The 17126-nt window shown below is 41.9% G+C and carries 12 protein-coding genes, 12 tRNA genes, 1 rRNA gene, 1 pseudogene and 1 other annotated feature; of the genes and pseudogenes, 17 read left to right on the plus strand and 9 right to left on the minus strand.

All coding sequences use genetic code 11. From position 1 onward, the window contains the following. Positions 1-73: 73 nt before the first annotated feature. The 13 genes from rrf to JCM14108_RS12075 all read left to right on the plus strand — a co-directional run bounded on the left by rrf (position 74) and on the right by JCM14108_RS12075 (position 1302). Positions 74-188, plus strand: a 5S ribosomal RNA gene (gene rrf, locus JCM14108_RS12015). A gap of 6 nt (positions 189-194) precedes the next feature. Further along, positions 195-267: transfer RNA gene (locus JCM14108_RS12020), tRNA-Asn, on the plus strand. Between the two features lie 13 nt (positions 268-280). Next, positions 281-372: transfer RNA gene (locus JCM14108_RS12025), tRNA-Ser, on the plus strand. Positions 373-393: 21 nt separating this feature from the next. Then, positions 394-465, plus strand: a tRNA-Glu gene (locus tag JCM14108_RS12030). Positions 466-470: 5 nt separating this feature from the next. Continuing rightward, a tRNA-Val gene (locus tag JCM14108_RS12035) sits at positions 471-543 on the plus strand. A gap of 14 nt (positions 544-557) precedes the next feature. After that, positions 558-632 (plus strand) — tRNA-Asp (locus tag JCM14108_RS12040). A 62-nt stretch (positions 633-694) separates the two neighbouring features. Next, a tRNA-Phe gene (locus JCM14108_RS12045) sits at positions 695-767 on the plus strand. Positions 768-772: 5 nt separating this feature from the next. Next, positions 773-855: transfer RNA gene (locus tag JCM14108_RS12050), tRNA-Tyr, on the plus strand. Between the two features lie 4 nt (positions 856-859). Then, a tRNA-Trp gene (locus JCM14108_RS12055) sits at positions 860-930 on the plus strand. 14 nt (positions 931-944) lie between these two features. Continuing rightward, positions 945-1017 (plus strand) — tRNA-His (locus JCM14108_RS12060). Between the two features lie 7 nt (positions 1018-1024). Further along, a tRNA-Gln gene (locus JCM14108_RS12065) sits at positions 1025-1096 on the plus strand. 19 nt (positions 1097-1115) lie between these two features. Continuing rightward, a tRNA-Cys gene (locus JCM14108_RS12070) sits at positions 1116-1186 on the plus strand. A gap of 32 nt (positions 1187-1218) precedes the next feature. Beyond that, positions 1219-1302: transfer RNA gene (locus JCM14108_RS12075), tRNA-Leu, on the plus strand. A 399-nt stretch (positions 1303-1701) separates the two neighbouring features. Here the strand turns inward: JCM14108_RS12075 and JCM14108_RS14140 are convergent. The 5 genes from JCM14108_RS14140 to JCM14108_RS12095 all read right to left on the minus strand — a co-directional run bounded on the left by JCM14108_RS14140 (position 1702) and on the right by JCM14108_RS12095 (position 8454). Beyond that, positions 1702-2334, minus strand: a complete 633-nt coding sequence (locus JCM14108_RS14140) for a tyrosine-type recombinase/integrase (protein ID WP_051996163.1) — start codon at positions 2332-2334, stop codon at positions 1702-1704. Next, positions 2276-2602, minus strand: a complete 327-nt coding sequence (locus JCM14108_RS14145) for an Arm DNA-binding domain-containing protein (RefSeq protein WP_051996165.1) — start codon at positions 2600-2602, stop codon at positions 2276-2278. The genes JCM14108_RS14140 and JCM14108_RS14145 overlap by 59 nt, the downstream gene beginning before the upstream one ends. A 106-nt stretch (positions 2603-2708) precedes the next feature. Then, positions 2709-3983 carry a DUF805 domain-containing protein gene (locus tag JCM14108_RS12085; RefSeq protein ID WP_035181118.1) on the minus strand — a complete coding sequence of 425 codons (1275 nt, stop codon included), beginning with the start codon at positions 3981-3983 and terminating at the stop codon, positions 2709-2711. 1592 nt (positions 3984-5575) lie between these two features. Beyond that, the gene (locus JCM14108_RS12090; protein ID WP_035181121.1) at positions 5576-6313 is read right to left on the minus strand and encodes an amino acid ABC transporter ATP-binding protein; all 738 of its coding nucleotides are present in this window, start codon (positions 6311-6313) and stop codon (positions 5576-5578) included. After that, complete coding sequence (locus JCM14108_RS12095; protein ID WP_035181122.1) at positions 6310-8454, minus strand: amino acid ABC transporter substrate-binding protein/permease; 2145 nt, start codon at positions 8452-8454, stop codon at positions 6310-6312. Before JCM14108_RS12095 ends, JCM14108_RS12090 begins: the two co-directional genes overlap by 4 nt. Positions 8455-8766: 312 nt before the next feature. On the opposite strand from JCM14108_RS12095, the gene JCM14108_RS12100 reads away from it, so the two are divergent. Next, entirely contained in the window at positions 8767-9936 is a 1170-nt protein-coding gene (locus JCM14108_RS12100; RefSeq protein ID WP_035181124.1) for a pyridoxal phosphate-dependent aminotransferase, read from the plus strand. Between the two features lie 116 nt (positions 9937-10052). On the opposite strand, the gene JCM14108_RS12105 is transcribed toward JCM14108_RS12100, so the two are convergent. From JCM14108_RS12105 to JCM14108_RS12120, 3 genes and pseudogenes are all read right to left on the minus strand, one after another. Beyond that, positions 10053-10859, minus strand: a complete 807-nt coding sequence (locus JCM14108_RS12105; RefSeq protein WP_051996167.1) for a matrixin family metalloprotease — start codon at positions 10857-10859, stop codon at positions 10053-10055. A gap of 214 nt (positions 10860-11073) precedes the next feature. After that, complete coding sequence (locus JCM14108_RS12110) at positions 11074-11907, minus strand: 2-keto-4-pentenoate hydratase (RefSeq protein WP_035181126.1); 834 nt, start codon at positions 11905-11907, stop codon at positions 11074-11076. Between the two features lie 305 nt (positions 11908-12212). Then, positions 12213-12453: a binding site (T-box leader), on the minus strand. Positions 12454-12519: 66 nt separating this feature from the next. Further along, positions 12520-13090, minus strand: a pseudogene (locus tag JCM14108_RS12120) (sugar O-acetyltransferase). A gap of 182 nt (positions 13091-13272) precedes the next feature. Between JCM14108_RS12120 and JCM14108_RS12125 the strand changes: the two are divergent. Together JCM14108_RS12125 and JCM14108_RS12130 are read left to right on the plus strand one after the other, a co-directional pair. After that, entirely contained in the window at positions 13273-13542 is a 270-nt protein-coding gene (locus JCM14108_RS12125; protein ID WP_035181129.1) for an ACT domain-containing protein, read from the plus strand. A gap of 15 nt (positions 13543-13557) precedes the next feature. Then, the gene (locus JCM14108_RS12130) at positions 13558-14901 is read left to right on the plus strand and encodes a PFL family protein (RefSeq protein ID WP_035181131.1); all 1344 of its coding nucleotides are present in this window, start codon (positions 13558-13560) and stop codon (positions 14899-14901) included. 68 nt (positions 14902-14969) lie between these two features. Here the strand turns inward: JCM14108_RS12130 and JCM14108_RS12135 are convergent, their stop codons facing one another. After that, complete coding sequence (locus JCM14108_RS12135; protein ID WP_035181132.1) at positions 14970-15410, minus strand: GNAT family N-acetyltransferase; 441 nt, start codon at positions 15408-15410, stop codon at positions 14970-14972. A gap of 212 nt (positions 15411-15622) precedes the next feature. Between JCM14108_RS12135 and JCM14108_RS12140 the strand changes: the two genes are divergently transcribed. After that, positions 15623-16939, plus strand: a complete 1317-nt coding sequence (locus JCM14108_RS12140) for a L,D-transpeptidase family protein (protein WP_237745825.1) — start codon at positions 15623-15625, stop codon at positions 16937-16939. Positions 16940-17126: the final 187 nt, after the last annotated feature.

The raw sequence follows: 17126 nt of genomic DNA on the forward strand, positions 1-17126 counted from the left end.
AGACGTGGTGGTTCTGAAGCGGAAAATTAATATTAGCTAGTTTTGAGAGAACGAAGTTCTTTCAGGAAAATAGTGTGGTGGCTATAGCCAGAAGGAGACACCTGTTCCCATGCCGAACACAGTAGTTAAGCTTCTGTACGCCAAGAGTAGTTGGGGGATCGCCCCCTGCAAGTAGGACGTTGCCACGCAATTATTCCGGCATAGCTCAGTTGGTAGAGCACCTGACTGTTAATCAGGTTGTCGACGGTTCGAGCCCGCCTGCCGGAGTTATTATTTAACTGGAGAGTTGTCCGAGCTGGCCGAAGGAGCATCATTGGAAATGATGTAAACGGGTAAAAGCCTGTTTCAAGGGTTCGAATCCCTTACTCTCCGTAACCGAATAATAAGTTTTATGACCCGTTGGTCAAGTGGTTAAGACACCGCCCTTTCACGGCGGTAACATGGGTTCAAATCCCGTACGGGTCATTTATGGAGGATTAGCTCAGCTGGGAGAGCATCTGCCTTACAAGCAGGAGGTCACAGGTTCGATCCCTGTATCCTCCATTCCATAACAGCCTGGTTCGTTGGTCTAGTCGGTTTAGGACGCCTGCCTGTCACGCAGGAGGTCACGAGTTCGAGTCTCGTACGAACCGTTGTTATGTATTTGAAAATTGAATACACAACTTAGTATTATTATCTCTGTTAATGGTTATTTGGCTCGGTAGCTCAGTCGGTAGAGCAATGGATTGAAGCTCCATGTGTCGGCAGTTCGATTCTGTCCCGCGCCATTTATGGAGGGGTAGCGAAGTCTGGCTAAACGCGGCGGACTGTAAATCCGCTCCTTCGGGTTCGGTGGTTCGAATCCACTCCCCTCCATCATAGGGATATAGTTTAATGGTAGAACTACGGTCTCCAAAACCGTCGGTGTGGGTTCAACTCCTACTATCCCTGTTAATAATACTATGGCGGTAGTGGTGAAGTGGTTAACACATCGGTTTGTGGATCCGACACGCGTGGGTTCGATTCCCACCTACCGCCCTTTGATTGGGTTATAGCCAAGTGGTAAGGCAACAGACTTTGACTCTGTCATGCGCTGGTTCGAATCCAGCTAACCCAGTTGGGTTAGCCAAAGTTATGGCGGTATAGCCAAGTGGTAAGGCAGAGGTCTGCAAAACCTTCATCGTCGGTTCGAATCCGATTACCGCCTTTATCCATATAATGGCCAATCAACTATATTATGCCGGAGTGGCGGAACTGGCAGACGCGCTGGACTCAAAATCCAGTGTCCGTTGAGGACGTGTGGGTTCGAACCCACCTCCGGTATCAGAGCATTATATAGGTTAGTTTTAAAAAGCAGGAACGGTGATATAACAGCGTTCCTGCTTTTTTGTCATCTGGAAATTTGGATAGTTTAGCATACTTTTTCATATCTGTTTGGCACAATTTGGCACAACGGCCATTTTTTGAAGTAAAAATTTGGCACAAAATTTGGCACATGATCATTTGGCACTTAACAGTTGATCCATGGATTGCGATGCTTTTTCCGATTCTTTGTTTTCCAATTCTTGAATAATGTGTAAATAAATATGGGTGGTCGTATCAATATTCTCATGGCCCAGTCGCTGCGAGATATAGGCAATTGATACACTTTATATAGCAGAATTGATGCATGCGTGTGACGCAGACCGTGAAAGGTGAGGTAGGTATCAATACCGGCCTGTTTTAACGCGTCACGTGGTGATTTAACGCATTGTATTCGGGTACATTGCCGTAACGCGTCATGAAGATCAAATTTTTCGGATTGGTCTTGTGATGCGTATTGAGATACATATTTTGATCAAATTGCAGCTTGGTCAGAACTTCGATTAATTGCGGATTAATTTCAATCGTGCGATTAGAAGAATGGTTCTTGGTAGCTTTAAAATTTTTCAGTGAGAAGTCCCACGATTTATCAATTTTTAGCATGTGCTTTTTGCGATCTAAACTATCCCAAGTCAAGGCGGTAATTTCAGCCGCTCGCATGCCGGTCATCAGTGCTGTTAGTGACATATAGTTGGTCATGTGGGCCAAATCCAAGTGAGCTTTTAAATAATGCACAAGTTCGGTTGCTTGATTTAAATTGAGATAGTGAATGCCCCGCGTGTGTTTGGGATCAAAAACCAAATGCGTATTGGCCGTAAAATCATGGTGAATAATACCCTCGTTGATTGCGTTTTTAACGCAGGCGCGAATGTGGGTATTAATTTTTTCCGCTGTTGCTTTCGCATGCGCGGGGTGGGCGTCTGTCCCATCGCCATTACCGTAAAAATTTTTGATAAGTAGTCGTTGAGATGTCCTTGAGCCGAGTTTGGCCAAAATAATCAGTGGCTACTTTAATCGTATAGAGATATTTCTTTTTAGTGCCTTCGGCCAATTGTGGTTCATGAAATGTCTGATACCACTTAACTAAATAGGTGATAAAGCCAACGTTTTTATTTTTGAGATCGCCCCCGCGATTGTATTCATATTCTAGTTTGTTACCGTATTCCTGGGCTTCCCGTTTGGTGCGGAAACCACTTTTGGAAATTAGTTTATTCTTGCCAAATTTATCAATGTAGCTAACTCGAACCTGCCATATCAACATTCCTCCGTACGTACGTTCTTAATAATTGTTAAATAAAAGCCCACGTGGCTTTTAAAGGTATACATAATTTTGCGTGAATTTTTTGAAACCGAAAAGAGATTAATCGTTAATTATTTAAATTAATTGTTAGATCGTAATCTTTCCAGTCATCACTATTAGTGTTTTGCGGAGAAACCGGGAATTTTAAGCGGAGGGTAGTTATTGAACCAACATTGTTTAATTTAGATATTGGAAAAATTGCTTCAGCAGTTTTTGTGACACCCGAATCAATGTCATCAAAAGTTTGGCTATCCATAGAATCGATTTCCGCTTGAACCCCAGTGTTAGTACTTATTGTAGCTTCATTATCCATTGGTGTGACATCAAGAGTCGGCGTATAACTATACTTTAGATAGATGATGCCGTGAGCCATATAAGTACTGTCGTCGCCTTCATATTTAAAAGGTTTTGTTTTAACAACGTTAACTTTTTTAACCACTAATTTAGATCCGTGCCAGCTTGTATCTGTGGTATTGGGATTATAAGATAATTTACTCAACACAGTAACTTTAGTTCCATCCGAAAGGGTAACTGTATTGTTATCACTCTTTTTAGATGAAGAATTAGCAGTTTTATTTTCTGAACTTTCAGTACTGTCACTATTGCTATTGGTTGTTGAAGAGGATTGAGAGTAATCAAGATCAGAAAAATCAGCAGATGAGATACTTGCTAAACTGAAAGTGTACAAAACAGCAAGAGCTAAAACAATTAACCAAGTCCACCATTTTTTGTACCATCGACGTGTCTCGGCCTTTTTTTCAAAACGTTCACCTTGTTTTGAAGATTTAAAAATAGTCATAATCAGTAAAACAATTGGCCCAATTATCGGGAGAAGCAAAAACCACATGAAATTTCCAGAATGCCCTGTATCATGCAAACGGCGAATCATACTAGTAAATGATGCTATTCCTAAAATCGCCATTGGAATAGATAATAAAGCCACCAATGTGAATTTCCCTGAATTAATAGAGATAGACCCGTCAATGTTAATTAACATGATTGGATAGGCAATTAACCAACCGAAAAGAAGCAAGCTAAAGATAAATTGAATAATTGCAACCGTTAAATAAGACCACCAATAATCTGCCCGACCAATTCGTTTGGAAATTATAAAAGCATCTTTTAAATATAATTTGAAGCTGGTAAACATACCCGGGTGTTTATTTTCGTTATATCTAAAAATTTCATTTTGTTCAGCGACATTAGCCCCTTTAAGTGTGATCGTTCCATTATCATTTGTTGAATCAGATGCAACTTGTTTTGCACCACAAAAAGGACAAAATTCCGCTGATTTAGGTATCTTTTTCTCACAATTAATGCAAAATTTTGTTTCTTCATCCATTTCTCTTACCCCCAGAATATTTTTTAATAAAAACTCCCTTTAAAATATTTATCACATCATCTCCTTATATATCTAACCAGCGATTCATCAAGCCCCAATGCTTCAATAAATCGATAATCCGTCATGTGGTTAAGTGCGTCATTGTCATACCGAGCCATTTCTAGCTGCATTGCAGGAAGCCGGCCTCGAGTTCAACCCTACATGCGTGGGGAATACAAGAATCTGGTGTCTCAGTTCCGGATGACGTTAGGATCACCCCCCCACATGCGTGGGGAATACTTTTCCGATTAACTTTTCCCTGACCAACGCGGAGGATCACCCCCACATGCGTGGGGAATACCTTGGGATTTGTTACACAACCCCGTTGAAGAAGGGATCACCCCCACATGCGTGGGGAATACACTAAAGAATCCTTGATGTGCCGGCATTTCAAAATTAGTAACCCATCGTTTTTAATTGGTTTGTATTACTAAGACACTATTAATTTTATCACATTGAGTCATAGATTATCGTTAAGTTATTAATTGGAGCTGCCGAATTTAAAATTGAGCTGCAATACTGAGCCAAGCATACAAGTAGGCCATGGAAACCGATGCTTAATAGTGACCAGACAAACTAAGAAAAGACATCTCCTTATTCAAATCAAGCGTACTACTCGAGCTCATTATTGACAATGTCAACTTGGTGAACGCAGTCAAACTTAAGTATCGCTACATAAACTTACTGCTAAAGATGTACACCATCAGCTATGAAATTGTTCGTAAGACGGATTTACAAGATGGATTTACAGTGTGCTCCTGACTACCACCAGTATGGTATTCATTATCTTGCTGGCAGTAGTCGAATCCATCACCTGAAACATTGGACCACCTGCTCTCCAAATAATTACTAAAAAACTGCGGCTGTTCTTTAAAATGCGGCTAACCGTTTTAATACAATACCCACGATTAACTGGTATATATTGACTGAGGATTGTTTCTAATCAAAATTTTGACAATGGCGTAAGCCTCCCGCAGACGCTGTCTGAATTAAAAGTCGTTAAGAGCATCTATTAGGCAACGATTGGCTAAACTCATAAAGCAGCAATATTTTGATGATTAAAAGGGAAATCTTATCAAGGATAAGCGTGGGGCTAGTGAATCAGCAATTCTCACGTTAACCGCATGTTATTCCTGCTACCAAAGCATGGTTGAATATCATATCAAAGCCTGTTACCAAGTCTTACAGAAGGCGATTAAATGCTTAGGGATCAGCACGCTATAACAAATGATGCTGAATTTTTGCTTTGCGCATTCATATTCAACACTTAACTTGAGAGTGGGGGACTAAAATGAGAATCAAAATAATCTGATTCGATAGTTATTTTTCTAAAAGTTTTGGCACCGGTACCGCCAACATCACGATTGTTATCAGTTGTGGATTTTAGTATAAATCGGCTGGAAACTGTCAAAACAAGTACAAGTATTAGTAGTAACACAAACGCTTAAGTTCCAGTTGGCGATCCAAACGCTTAGCAACAAAAATAATTTATCCCAAATAAAAAAGACCGACATCCGAAGATATCAATCTTAATAAATCAATGTTTAAAAATCTTAAACGTTCAAAATCTTGTTTAGAAAATCTCTTAAACGTTCGTTTTTTGGGTGGCCAAAGATTTGATCAGGGGTTCCTTGCTCAAGAATTTGACCATCATCAACGAAGACAACTCGATCGGCCACTTCTTTGGCAAAGCCCATTTCATGAGTTACCACAATCATGGTCATTCCCTTTTTGGCCAAGTCCTTCATAACTTCTAGAACGTCGCCGACCATTTCGGGATCAAGGGCACTGGTTGGCTCATCAAACAACATAATATCCGGATTCATAGCCAAAGCACGGGCAATGGCCACTCGCTGTTGTTGGCCGCCGGAAAGGGACTGAACTCTGGCACTAAATTTTTCTTTTAAACCAACTGTGTCTAATAATTGTTTTGCCTGCTTCGAAGCTTCTGCTTTTGTTTCTTTTTTTAATTCAACCGGAGCCAACATAATGTTTTCGCCAACAGTTAAATTATTGAAAAGGTTGAAGTGCTGAAAAACCATCCCGATATTTTCTCGGATTGTGTTCATATTGACATTTTTGTTAGCAATATCGGTATTATCAATCACAATTGATCCGGAAGTAGGTTCCTCCAGTTTGTTCAAAGTTCGCAGCAGGGTACTTTTACCGGATCCTGAAGGGCCGATAATCACAACAACTTCATTATCTTGAACGGTTAAATTAATCCCCTTTAGAACTTCATTGGTACCAAAGGTTTTAACCAGGTTGGTTACTTTAACTTTTTCGCTCATACATTTGTTCTCCTTTGTACCCAGTTGGATAGCCAAGTTAACAGGGTAATGATGATTAGATACATTAAGGCAACGATTGTCCAAACCTTGAAGCCTTCAAGGTTTCTGGCAATAATAATTTTACCGGTTTGTGTCAATTCAAGTAGTCCGATAATGGATAAAATCGACGTATCCTTTAAGGTGATAATAAATTGATTGATAAATGATGGGATCATGATTCTAATTCCCTGCGGTAAAATAACTTTACGCATTGATTTTCCAAATGGCAGCCCCAGACTTCGAGCGGCTTCCATTTGTCCGGGATCAACGGCTTCAATCCCACCTTTAACAAAAGCAGCGATATAGGCTCCTTCATTAAATGTCAAGGTAATAACACCGGCAACAAAGGCGGGAATCTTTTCACCGGTTAAGCTTGGAATTCCCGTGTAGATAAAGAGTGCCAGTACCAGCAACGGCATCCCCCTGAAAATGTAAATCAATATGCTCGAGAGCCAATTGAAAGCTTTTCCCGGAACAACACCCAATAAACCAACGATGACACCGAAAATAGTCGCAAAAAAGATCGAAACAACGGTTAGCCACATGGTTTCCTGCAAACCGGACAATAGCGCGCCCTTATTTTGTTTAATTAAACCGATGAAGCTACGATCTTCGGTACTGCTGCCAGTTGACTTAACTGAGGCTTGTGAGCCACCGGTACCCAAATATTTTGCTTTAATATCATCATAGGTTCCACTTGCTTTTAAATCCTTTAAGCCATTGTTGAATGCACTGAGAAGCGCCTGGTTTTGACCTCTTTTAACCGCAAAGCCATATGGGGCACTTTCAGCCGGTTTTGTGGCAATTTTGAGTTTGGTACCTTGTTTGATAGCATATTGCATGACCGGCTGATCTTCAAAACAAGCCGCTGAATTTCCTGTGACGACATCCTGATACATATTATTTGAGTCGTCGAACGTTGTAACTGTAAAGCCGTACTTCTTCTTAAGGCTGTTGGCATAATCAGCACCAGCGGTTCCAGTTTTAACAGCCACTTTTTTCCCGCGAAGTTGGGAAAGTGATTTAACCTTACCGTTATTTGCGACAGCCATCACAACACCTGAAGTGTAGTAGGGATCCGAGAAGTCAAACTGTTTTTTGCGGGCATTGGTAATGGACATCCCTGCAATCACCCCGTCAATCTGACCGGATTCGACAGCTTGAACCGCCGCGTTGAATCCCAATGGTTTAATTTTAACCTTAAATCCCTGTTCATTGGCAATCGATCGTATCAGGTCCATATCAATGCCGACGTATTTGTTATGTTTGTTGGCAAATTCAAACGGGGGAAAGGTAACGTCCGTTCCAATCGTGAATGTTTTTCCCTTAACGGCTTGATTGGTTTTGCTGCCGAGATATTTACCAACTATCCGATCATAGGTACCGTTGGCTTTGATCTTCTTTAAGCCGGCATTAAATTTTGAAATAAGTGCTCGATTGGTTCCTTTTTTGACAGCGAAACCATACCAGCCGGTATTTGCCGGCTTGGAAACAATTTTTAATTTTAAACCCTGCTTAATGCCGTACTGCATAACTGGTTGATCTTCAAAGCAGGCCACTGAATTACCGGTCGTGACGTCTTGATACATATTATCGGAATCATCGAAAGTGACGGTCTTAAAGCTGTATTTCTTTTTAATGCTGTTGGCGTAGTCGGCAGCGGCTGTGCCTGTTTTCAGGGCAACCCGCTTTCCTTTAAGCTGTTTAAAGCTGGAAATCCGACTATTCTTGGCAACTGCCATGACAACGCCCGTTTTATAGTAGGGCGTCCCAAAATCGAATTTGGCTTGACGATCCGGTGTAATTGTCATTCCAGCAATAACACCGTCTTCCTGGCCTGACTGGACAGCTTGAACCGCTGCGTTGAAGCCGACAGGTTTAATATGAACCTTGAAGCCCTCTTCTTTTGCAATTGCATTCATAATATCGATATCAATACCGACATATTGATTATGTTTATTCGCAAATTCAAAGGGTGGATAAGTAACATCGGTCCCAATTTGATAAGTCTTGGCTTGGGCCGTATTTGAAAAAATAAGACACATTAAAAATGCCACCCCAAAGATAACCCATCTTAGGGGCTTTGACAATCTGTGTTTCATAATATTCCTCCTACACGTATGTAATAAAATATAACATACAATAATGTGACTATTTTAGCAGAAATTAACCCGAATGTATAGCGTTGCGTTGATAATTAATAGGGGAGATCCCTTAGTCGCATGGTTAGCCACGCGTAATTATTTATTAGCGAATCATTAAAATTACATTGACAATTATGGTGGTTTTACTCATAATTATCATGACACACTTAAAGATAGTGTTGCTATTTTTAAGCCAAAAGGGCTGTTATTTGCGATGCCCGGTTACATAATCGATCGCTTAGTTAGATGATCAGTATTGGAGGAATCAGTTTGAAATTTCCAGAATCGAAAGTACTTCAAAATTTACCGAAACAATTTTTTGCCAGTCTTGTCAAAAAGGTGAATGCCAAGGTGGCTACCGGCGCGGATGTTATTAATCTGGGGCAGGGGAACCCCGATCAACCGACCCCAGACTTTATTGTAAAATCAATGCAGGAACAAACCGCCATTCCTGCCAACCATAAGTATTCCCAATTTCGCGGTGATCCGGCTTTAAAACAGGCAGCCGCCGCCTTTTACAAACGGGAATATGGCGTTGAGCTGGATCCGGAAAAAGAAATTGCTATTTTGGGCGGTTCAAAGATTGGTTTGGTGGAGTTGCCGTTTGCCATTTTAAATCCAGGAGATACCATGCTGCTTCCAGATCCGGGGTATCCGGATTACTTATCAGGGGTTGCACTTGCCCAAGTTAAATTACAATTGATGCGTTTAAGAGAAGCAAACGATTTTATGCCTGACTATGATGAATTGGATCCAAAAGTTGTTTCAGATGCCAAACTAATGTATCTCAACTATCCGAATAATCCGACGGGGGCGGTTGCAACTCCCGAGTTTTTCAAAAAAACAGTGGCTTTTGCCAATCAAAACCATATCGGCGTTGTCCATGACTTTGCATACGGTGCGATCGGCTTTGACGGTAAACGGCCAATCAGCTTTCTTCAAACGCCCGGCGCCAAAGATGTTGGTATTGAGACCTATACCTTCTCCAAATCTTATAATATGGCTGGCTGGCGAATTGGTTTTGCTGCTGGCAACGCGGATATGATTGAAGCCATTAATTTAATCCAAGATCATCTGTTTGTCAGCGTCTTTCCTGCAATGCAAAAAGCAGCAATTACTGCCCTAAACAGTGATCAGCAAACGGTTCGGAAATTGGTCGCCCTGTATGAGAAAAGACGAAATCAGTTCTTTAAAGCAGCTCGCGCGATTGGCTGGGAACCGTATCATTCAGGCGGTTCATTCTATGCTTGGATGCCGGTCCCCGAAGGCTATACCAGTGAGTCATTTGCGGATTTATTGCTGGATAAAGCGGCGGTGGCCGTTGCACCTGGAAACGGGTTTGGCGCTGGTGGTGAAGGCTTCGTTCGCGTCGGCCTGTTAATTGATGAACCAAGATTTACGGAAGCTTGTCAACGAATCAAAAAATTGAATCTGTTTTAATAACGACTACCGATTAATTAAAGCAGTGACGATTCAGCATTGGGTTAAGTTCGATGCTGAGTCGTCACTGCTTTTTTAGACAATTTATTAATAATAATTTTTAGATATTTGCTAATTTACCAATATCCTAATTTTTCAGCTAACTTTGCCCGATTTAAATCCCGAGTTGAAATTTTAGCCATCTCAGTCCCGTCTAATCCGGTGGCTGTTTTTTGAAGCGGATTTTGCCACGGGTACTTGGCAACAATATTACCATTGCTGGTAGGGGCGTACATTAAATCGGCCTGGTAGGCGGTATGATCCAACCCAAGTGTGTGTCCCAGCTCATGGGCCAGCACACCTGTCCAATATTGTTTAATGGACATCTGAGCAGCCAGGGCGGGTTTGATATAGGCCAATGGGTATTTGGGGTCGTCAAAGTGGGCCTTGTCAATGTAGATTGTCTTACCCGTGTAAAGCCCATCCCAATTTTTTTGGCTGGCATGACCAAACTTTACCGGCAGGGAAGCCTGCTTGGCCGTTCCCATCTTAAAAACGGTTTTGCCAAGTGCTTGGTTCCACTTGGCCATTGCTGTGTTTAGCAGTGGTGCTAATCGGCGAGACGAAACGTATAGCGTTGTGGTATTGGCTTTAAACATTATTTTAGGTGAGAAGTGAAAGATGTTGTAAGAAACGTCGAATAGCTTTTCATTGGCCATGTAATCCCGTTTGCGCAAGGATTGAACGGGGGTGGTTGGGTTCATGTCAGGTGTCCGGTGAATCAGCTTACGGGCTGCTCGTTCGGAAAGGGGGGACTTGGTATCGGTAACCATTGCTTTTGATGCGGCCAAGCCAGGTGTCGACGCTGTTGGCACGTTTAGGCCCAGACAGATACTTAAGAACAGTAACCCTGAAAAATAGATAAACCGGCTTTTGATTGACATAATGGATTAATTCCCTTCGTATTATTTCCAACTCTTAATATACCACAGGCTTTGGGAGCGGCGTATCGTAAAAAGCGCTTGAATTAAATGAGTAAGGACACTATTCACTTGGAAATAAAAAAACAGCAACCAGGAATTGCTATTTCCAATTGAAAATAAAAAACGATCGACCTTTTGCAGTCGACCGTTTTCAGTAAAGTAACTCAGTTAAGTATTAATCTTTGGCAACGTTTAGGAAGACGGCTCCAAGTCCCTGGTCAAAGGTGGCTTTCCATTCGCCATCAGTCAAGGACTCCGGCAAAAGGAACGTACCGCTTGAAACCCGTTGACCAGCTTGAAGTGGTTGACCTTGATCTTCCAACTTTTTAACCAGCCATTGAAGTGAATTCAACGGGTTACCAAGTACTTCTGATGAAGCACCGTCCTTTAATTTTTTACCATTATGGAATAATTGGCATTTTACGTTCGCCAAGTCATCGACGCTATCGAACAGACGGGTAGCATCTACTTCCTGACCGTAAACAACGAAGCCGCCAACTGCCGCATCAGCCATGACCATGTATTTGGAAAGGCTTGGGAACCAGTCACTGAATCGTGAATCAGGTACTTCCACAGCCGGTGCCACCTTGGTTTTCTTTAAAAGATCTTCCAATGAATCACTGCTGCTGAGAGCTTCTTTAGCAGTAAACAGCATTTCAACTTCTGCCAGTGGTTCCATTAATTCTTGTCGGTGCAGCGTCACGGGTGATTGAACAAAGTGACTCTTAACCTGGGCACCGTAGAGCGGCGAATCGGAATCAAACATATCCTGGGTTTGTTTGCTGGTTAAGGAAACCTTATAGCCGCCAACATCTTCGCCTTTGAGTTCGGTAAAACGCTTTTGAACGTTATAAGCAGTTGCTTCATCAGTTACCACGTTCTGCCAATCGGACTCCTTTAACGCTTTATGTGATTGATAAGCGTTGAAAAGTTTTTCTGCAAATTCATTTTCCTTGGTTGATAATGTCAATGTTGCTTGTTTTTGTGTATCCATAAGCGTGACCTCCATAAATTTAGTTAATTTTGTTTGTCCCCGCTTATTAAAAAGCGTGAGGACGAATATGTGCCGATTATGTCATTTGAAACTATGTCGTAAAATGTTGAAGCTATGTCGTGAACCATATTCGTGAAAAACAATTGAATACTATGTTGTGAAAAACTTAGTTGATCAACAGCCACTAACTGATGAATCTGAATCTGACCCGGATTATCGTTAGAGTTGCTAATGTCCGATTTCATATGTCCTCACCACCTTTAAAGTTAATTCTCATTAAATAACAAAAAAGCGTCCTTTAACTATCATATAATTGATAATTAAAGGACGCTTTAGCGTGGTACCACCTTATCTTTATAGCCTTATCGCTAAGACTACCTCACACGTACAGTAACAAATACGATACGCTGACACAATAATGGGTGTTCCCAATGTAGCCTACTATAACGTTTGGCTGCACAGCTCAGAGACGATAATTGTTTGAATCCGTAACTTGCTTCTCACCAACCAGCAACTCTCTGATTACAGATACGCAACAATGTTTCTCTTCATGGCTTTTTTCTAATGTGAATTTAATGATTGTCATTAATTTACACCCATATTTTTATAATGTCAACACCATTTGGCTTATTTTTTTAATTTTACCGGATTTTCACGGATTACCCGGGCTGGATTTCCCGCGATAATGAGGTTATCACCAAAAGATTTGGTAACGGTTGAATTAGCACCAACGATGACATTATTACCAAGGGTAACACCCGGCAGAATCACAGAGCCACCGCCAACCCAAACGTCGTCGCCAAGCGTGACCGGTTTTCCCAATCCAGTGAAGCTTCCCGTTCGCTGGGGTCCAGGGATGATAAGCGGCATAGATTTGAACGTGAGGCGCCAGCATGCAGTGATTGCCAATTGTTACCGGGGCAATATCCAAAATCACGTTATCGTAATTGCACATAAAGTAATCGCCAACGTGAATATTGTACCCAAAGTCACAGCGGAAATTAGGCTGGACCCACGGGCTTTTACCAACTGATCCAAATAGTTGCCGAATCAGTTGGTCTTTTTCTTCGCTGGCAGTATCGTCCAGTTCATTCATCATTTTACAAATCCGTCGAGCTTTGGTTTCCTCCGCGGCCAATTCCGGATCCATGATATTATAGGGTTCGCCGGCTAAAAATTTTTCCTTTTCTGTTGCCATTATGCTGCCACCTTTTCCTAGTGTTATTTACCATTTATTATAGCATGTTGATCAGTATAAATTTAAATTTTAAAAATTGGTCCTAATAAATATAAAATTGATAGTAGATTGATGATCAGCCGGTTTTCGGTTATTATTAATAAAATGCGATAATCCCGGGACGGATGAAAGGATGACATTAAATGAAAGCAGTTATTACGGTGATTGGCCGCGATCAAATAGGAATTGTTGCTAAAGTTTCTCAGCGATTGGCAGCGTTAAAAGTTAACATTACGGATATTTCTCAAACGTTGATGGATGGAAATTTTACGATGATGTTAATGGGTGAATGGCAGGATTCGGAAAGCAATTTCGAAGCCATTAAAAAAGAACTGAATGATTTGGGTAACGAAACCGGACTTGATATTCATACCCAGCGTCAGGAATTGTTTGATGCTATCCAGAAGTTATAGGGGGATTATTTCAGAATGGAAACAAAACAAATTTTAGAGACCATTCAAATGGTTTCTGAAGAGAAGCTGGATATTCGAACGATTACGATGGGAATTTCATTATTTGACTGTATTGATAGTGATGGCGAAAAAGCCCGGCAAAAAATTTATGATAAGCTGACGAAAAGCGCACGGGATTTGGTGAAAGTTGCCAATCAAATCGAATCGGAATATGGCATTCCGATTGTTAATAAACGACTTTCGGTCACACCGATTGCGATGATTGCTGCTGCATGCCATGACGAAAATTATGTTGCTTATGCACAAACAATGGAAAAAGCTGCGGAAGCGCTGGGAGTTGATCTGATCGGCGGCTTCTCAGCGCTGGTTCAAAAGGGCTACCAGGCCGGGGACCGTAAGTTAATTGCGTCAATTCCTCAAGCTTTAAGTGAAACCAAACGGGTTTGCGGCTCCGTTAACGTTGGCTCAACTCGGGCAGGGATTAATATGGATGCCGTTAAACAAATGGGTGGCGTTGTTAAGGAGTTGGCAGCAATTGATCCCGTCAGCTGCATGAGCTTGGTAATTTTTGCCAATGCAGTTGAAGATAATCCGTTTATGGCCGGTGCTTTTCATGGCGTTGGCGAAGCGGATAAAGTTATTAATGTCGGAATTAGCGGTCCCGGAGTAGTTAAACGGGCTCTGGAAAAAGTTCGTGGCGAATCAATTGACATTGTTTCGGAAACCATTAAAAAGACGGCTTTTAAAGTAACCCGAATGGGACAGTTTGTCGGTAATGTGGCTGCCGAAAGATTAAAAGTGCCGTTTGGAATTGTTGATTTATCACTGGCACCGACGCCCAGTCAGGGGGATTCCGTTGCGGAAATCCTGGAGGAAATCGGTTTAGAAAGTGTTGGGGCACCGGGAACAACTGCGGCCCTGGCTCTACTGAATGACGCGGTAAAGAAGGGCGGCGTTATGGCTTGTGAGCATGTCGGCGGCCTGTCGGGTGCCTTTATTCCCGTATCAGAAGACAGTGGCATGATCAAAGCAGTTGAGCATAGCAATCTTAATCTGGAGAAGCTCGAAGCCATGACAGCGGTCTGTTCTGTTGGGTTGGATATGATCGCTGTTCCCGGTGCAACACCGGCTGAAACAATCAGCGGTATGATTGCTGATGAAGCCGCAATTGGCGTGATTAATAACAAAACGACGGCTGTTCGGGTTATTCCGGCAACCGGGAAAAAAGTTGGCGAAAGAATCGACTTTGGTGGTCTTTTTGGCTACGCACCAATTATGCCGGTCAATACCAACAGCCCTGCTAAGATGATTAACCGGGGTGGTCGGATTCCGGCACCGATTCATTCATTTAAAAATTAAGCGACTGTGATAATGAAATTCGACAATGAACTTAAATGGCTGGTCCGGTGAATACCGGATCGGCTTTTTTATGAGTGAGCATAAAGGGATTTTTTAACAATCACGTAAGGGACACCGTCTTCCAAAAAAGGTTTTGAGACGGCTTTGTAACCCATTTTTTCGTAAAATCCGGTTGCAGTTAGTTCACTGTGAATCAACGAGTTGGTCAATCCACGTTTTTGGCCATAAATTTCCATTGCCCTTAGGACTTTCTTACCAAAGCCTTTACCACGGTATGCTTTCAGTGTTGCAACTCTGCCAATCTTTAATGTGTTGGCATCGGCCTGTTCAAACCGGCAGGTGGCAACCGGCGTTGCATCATCGAACAAGACAGCGTAAACTTCATTGTCACTGTCTTTATCATCAAATTCATCAGTCAGCGCGATTCCTCGTTCAAGGACAAAGACTGATAATCGAATATAGGCGGCAGCTGCCCGAATTGGTTTAGAGTGTTCGATAAATAATTGCATTGAGGTTACCTCTTTCATCATTTTTAGGTATCGTTAGCTAAATACTTAATAAAGCAGCCTGATTTATGATATGATAGATAGTCGTAATTGCGAAATTAGAAAAGGCTGAAGATTTTATTAAGGATTTTGAATCATAATGCTTATATGTAGATTGTACTTTCTGATACTCGTAAAATGAAGTAAAATATTTGCCAAGGGGGCTGACTGGATCCATGTCACGAAGAGAGAAGTTCGGTCGGCAAAAAAGAGTTAACCGAAACCGTAAATTAAAGCGGTTTTCTGCGGTTATCGTACTTTTGCTGGCTGGTGGATTCATTGGATTGCACGTCTACTTTCAAAGTCATTTTAAGTGGACCAGGATCAATGATGTCAACGTGTCAGGTTTGACCGTTGCACAAGCAACAAAAAAACTGAATCAATCGCAAATTGACCAAAACGGTCAGTATCTGGTCGTTAAGAAGTCTCGAATTAAGTTGGATACCGATGATGTTAAGCAATTATTCAAGCGTCGAAGTTCGATGAGCATGCTGGCAGCAAAACAAATGAATGCACAAACCGAAGTTTCAAATCGGGATTATCAATACCGCATAAGGACGCTTCTGCCAAAGTTTGAAAAGCAAATTGATCAGCTCAACTTAACTCGAAAGCCAACCGTTGATTCAACAATTAAGTTAACCAATGGAAAGGTAACGGTCAAAAAGGGCGTTCAGGGAACTGAACTTGATAAGGCTTCGATGATTAAGGCCTTTAAAAAGCAGGCGAAAGATAATCTGGTTATTTCGGTTAAGATGAAAAAGCAGGTGGCTGCTTCACCAAACAGTTCACTTATCAAGTCACGTCAGCGGGCATTGCAAAAACGGTTAAACAACACCGTTACGCTGACGACTTATAATAAGCCGTTTACTTTTACTGCCAAAAAATGGTTAACCAATGGGAAAGTCACGGCCAACGGTCACTACAAATTTGAAACAACCAAACTAACTAATTGGGTTGCCAAGTTTGCGAACAAGGTGGATACGTTGGGAAAGTCATTTACGATTACCAAACCCAAAACGGTTCGGGTTGCAAGTGGCGGCACATACGGCTGGAAAATTAATCAGGCGGCCTTATCAAAGGCTTTGATTCATAATCTGACCAGGAAAAAGCCGCAAAACATTAATCTAAAGAACTATGTTTCCGGGACCGGATACGGTGATCGGGGGGCCGGCAAAACGTATGTTGCTGTTGATTTATCCAATCTGCAGGAATATGTTTACAAGGACGGTCGTCTAAAGGCGAAAATTCCAATCATGTCCGGAACGTTAACGGGTGGTAATGCGACGCCAACCGGGGCTTACTTTATCATGTATAAGCAGCGGCATGCAACGCTTCGTGGTAAAAATAGCGACGGTTCTAAATACGCTTCACCGGTTGGCTACTGGGAACCGGTAACACTTTCGGGAGTCGGCTTGCACGATTCACCATGCAGCCGTCATCGGTTTATGGCAATCCAAGTGCCCGATCCGAGTATCATTCCCATGGCTGTTTGAATAATCCGCCATCGCAAATGCCAAAGGTTTGGCAGTACACGAATACCAATGAACCGGTCGTAATTTACAAATAAAATTGGCTTGGGTAGATCATTCTAAAATGAGTGTGACGGGAAGTTGCCTTTCGATGTATGTTTTTACTCGGTAACAATCGTGATTAAATAAGGGGACTGTAACAAAAATTTTG

The sequence above is a fragment of the Lentilactobacillus farraginis DSM 18382 = JCM 14108 genome (assembly GCF_000583655.1).
In the GTDB taxonomy this organism is placed as follows: domain Bacteria; phylum Bacillota; class Bacilli; order Lactobacillales; family Lactobacillaceae; genus Lentilactobacillus; species Lentilactobacillus farraginis.

Coding starts and splice junctions, on each gene's coding strand:
- JCM14108_RS12140 (WP_237745825.1), top strand. CDS start 15,623: ATGTCACGAAGAGAGAAGTTCGGTCGGCAAAAAAGAGTTAACCGAAAC.
- JCM14108_RS12085 (WP_035181118.1), bottom strand. CDS start 3,983: ATGGATGAAGAAACAAAATTTTGCATTAATTGTGAGAAAAAGATACCT.
- JCM14108_RS14145 (WP_051996165.1), bottom strand. CDS start 2,602: ATGTTGATATGGCAGGTTCGAGTTAGCTACATTGATAAATTTGGCAAG.
- JCM14108_RS12090 (WP_035181121.1), bottom strand. CDS start 6,313: ATGAGCGAAAAAGTTAAAGTAACCAACCTGGTTAAAACCTTTGGTACC.
- JCM14108_RS12135 (WP_035181132.1), bottom strand. CDS start 15,410: ATGCAATTATTTATCGAACACTCTAAACCAATTCGGGCAGCTGCCGCC.
- JCM14108_RS12105 (WP_051996167.1), bottom strand. CDS start 10,859: ATGTCAATCAAAAGCCGGTTTATCTATTTTTCAGGGTTACTGTTCTTA.
- JCM14108_RS12130 (WP_035181131.1), top strand. CDS start 13,558: ATGGAAACAAAACAAATTTTAGAGACCATTCAAATGGTTTCTGAAGAG.
- JCM14108_RS12125 (WP_035181129.1), top strand. CDS start 13,273: ATGAAAGCAGTTATTACGGTGATTGGCCGCGATCAAATAGGAATTGTT.
- JCM14108_RS12095 (WP_035181122.1), bottom strand. CDS start 8,454: ATGAAACACAGATTGTCAAAGCCCCTAAGATGGGTTATCTTTGGGGTG.
- JCM14108_RS12110 (WP_035181126.1), bottom strand. CDS start 11,907: ATGGAGGTCACGCTTATGGATACACAAAAACAAGCAACATTGACATTA.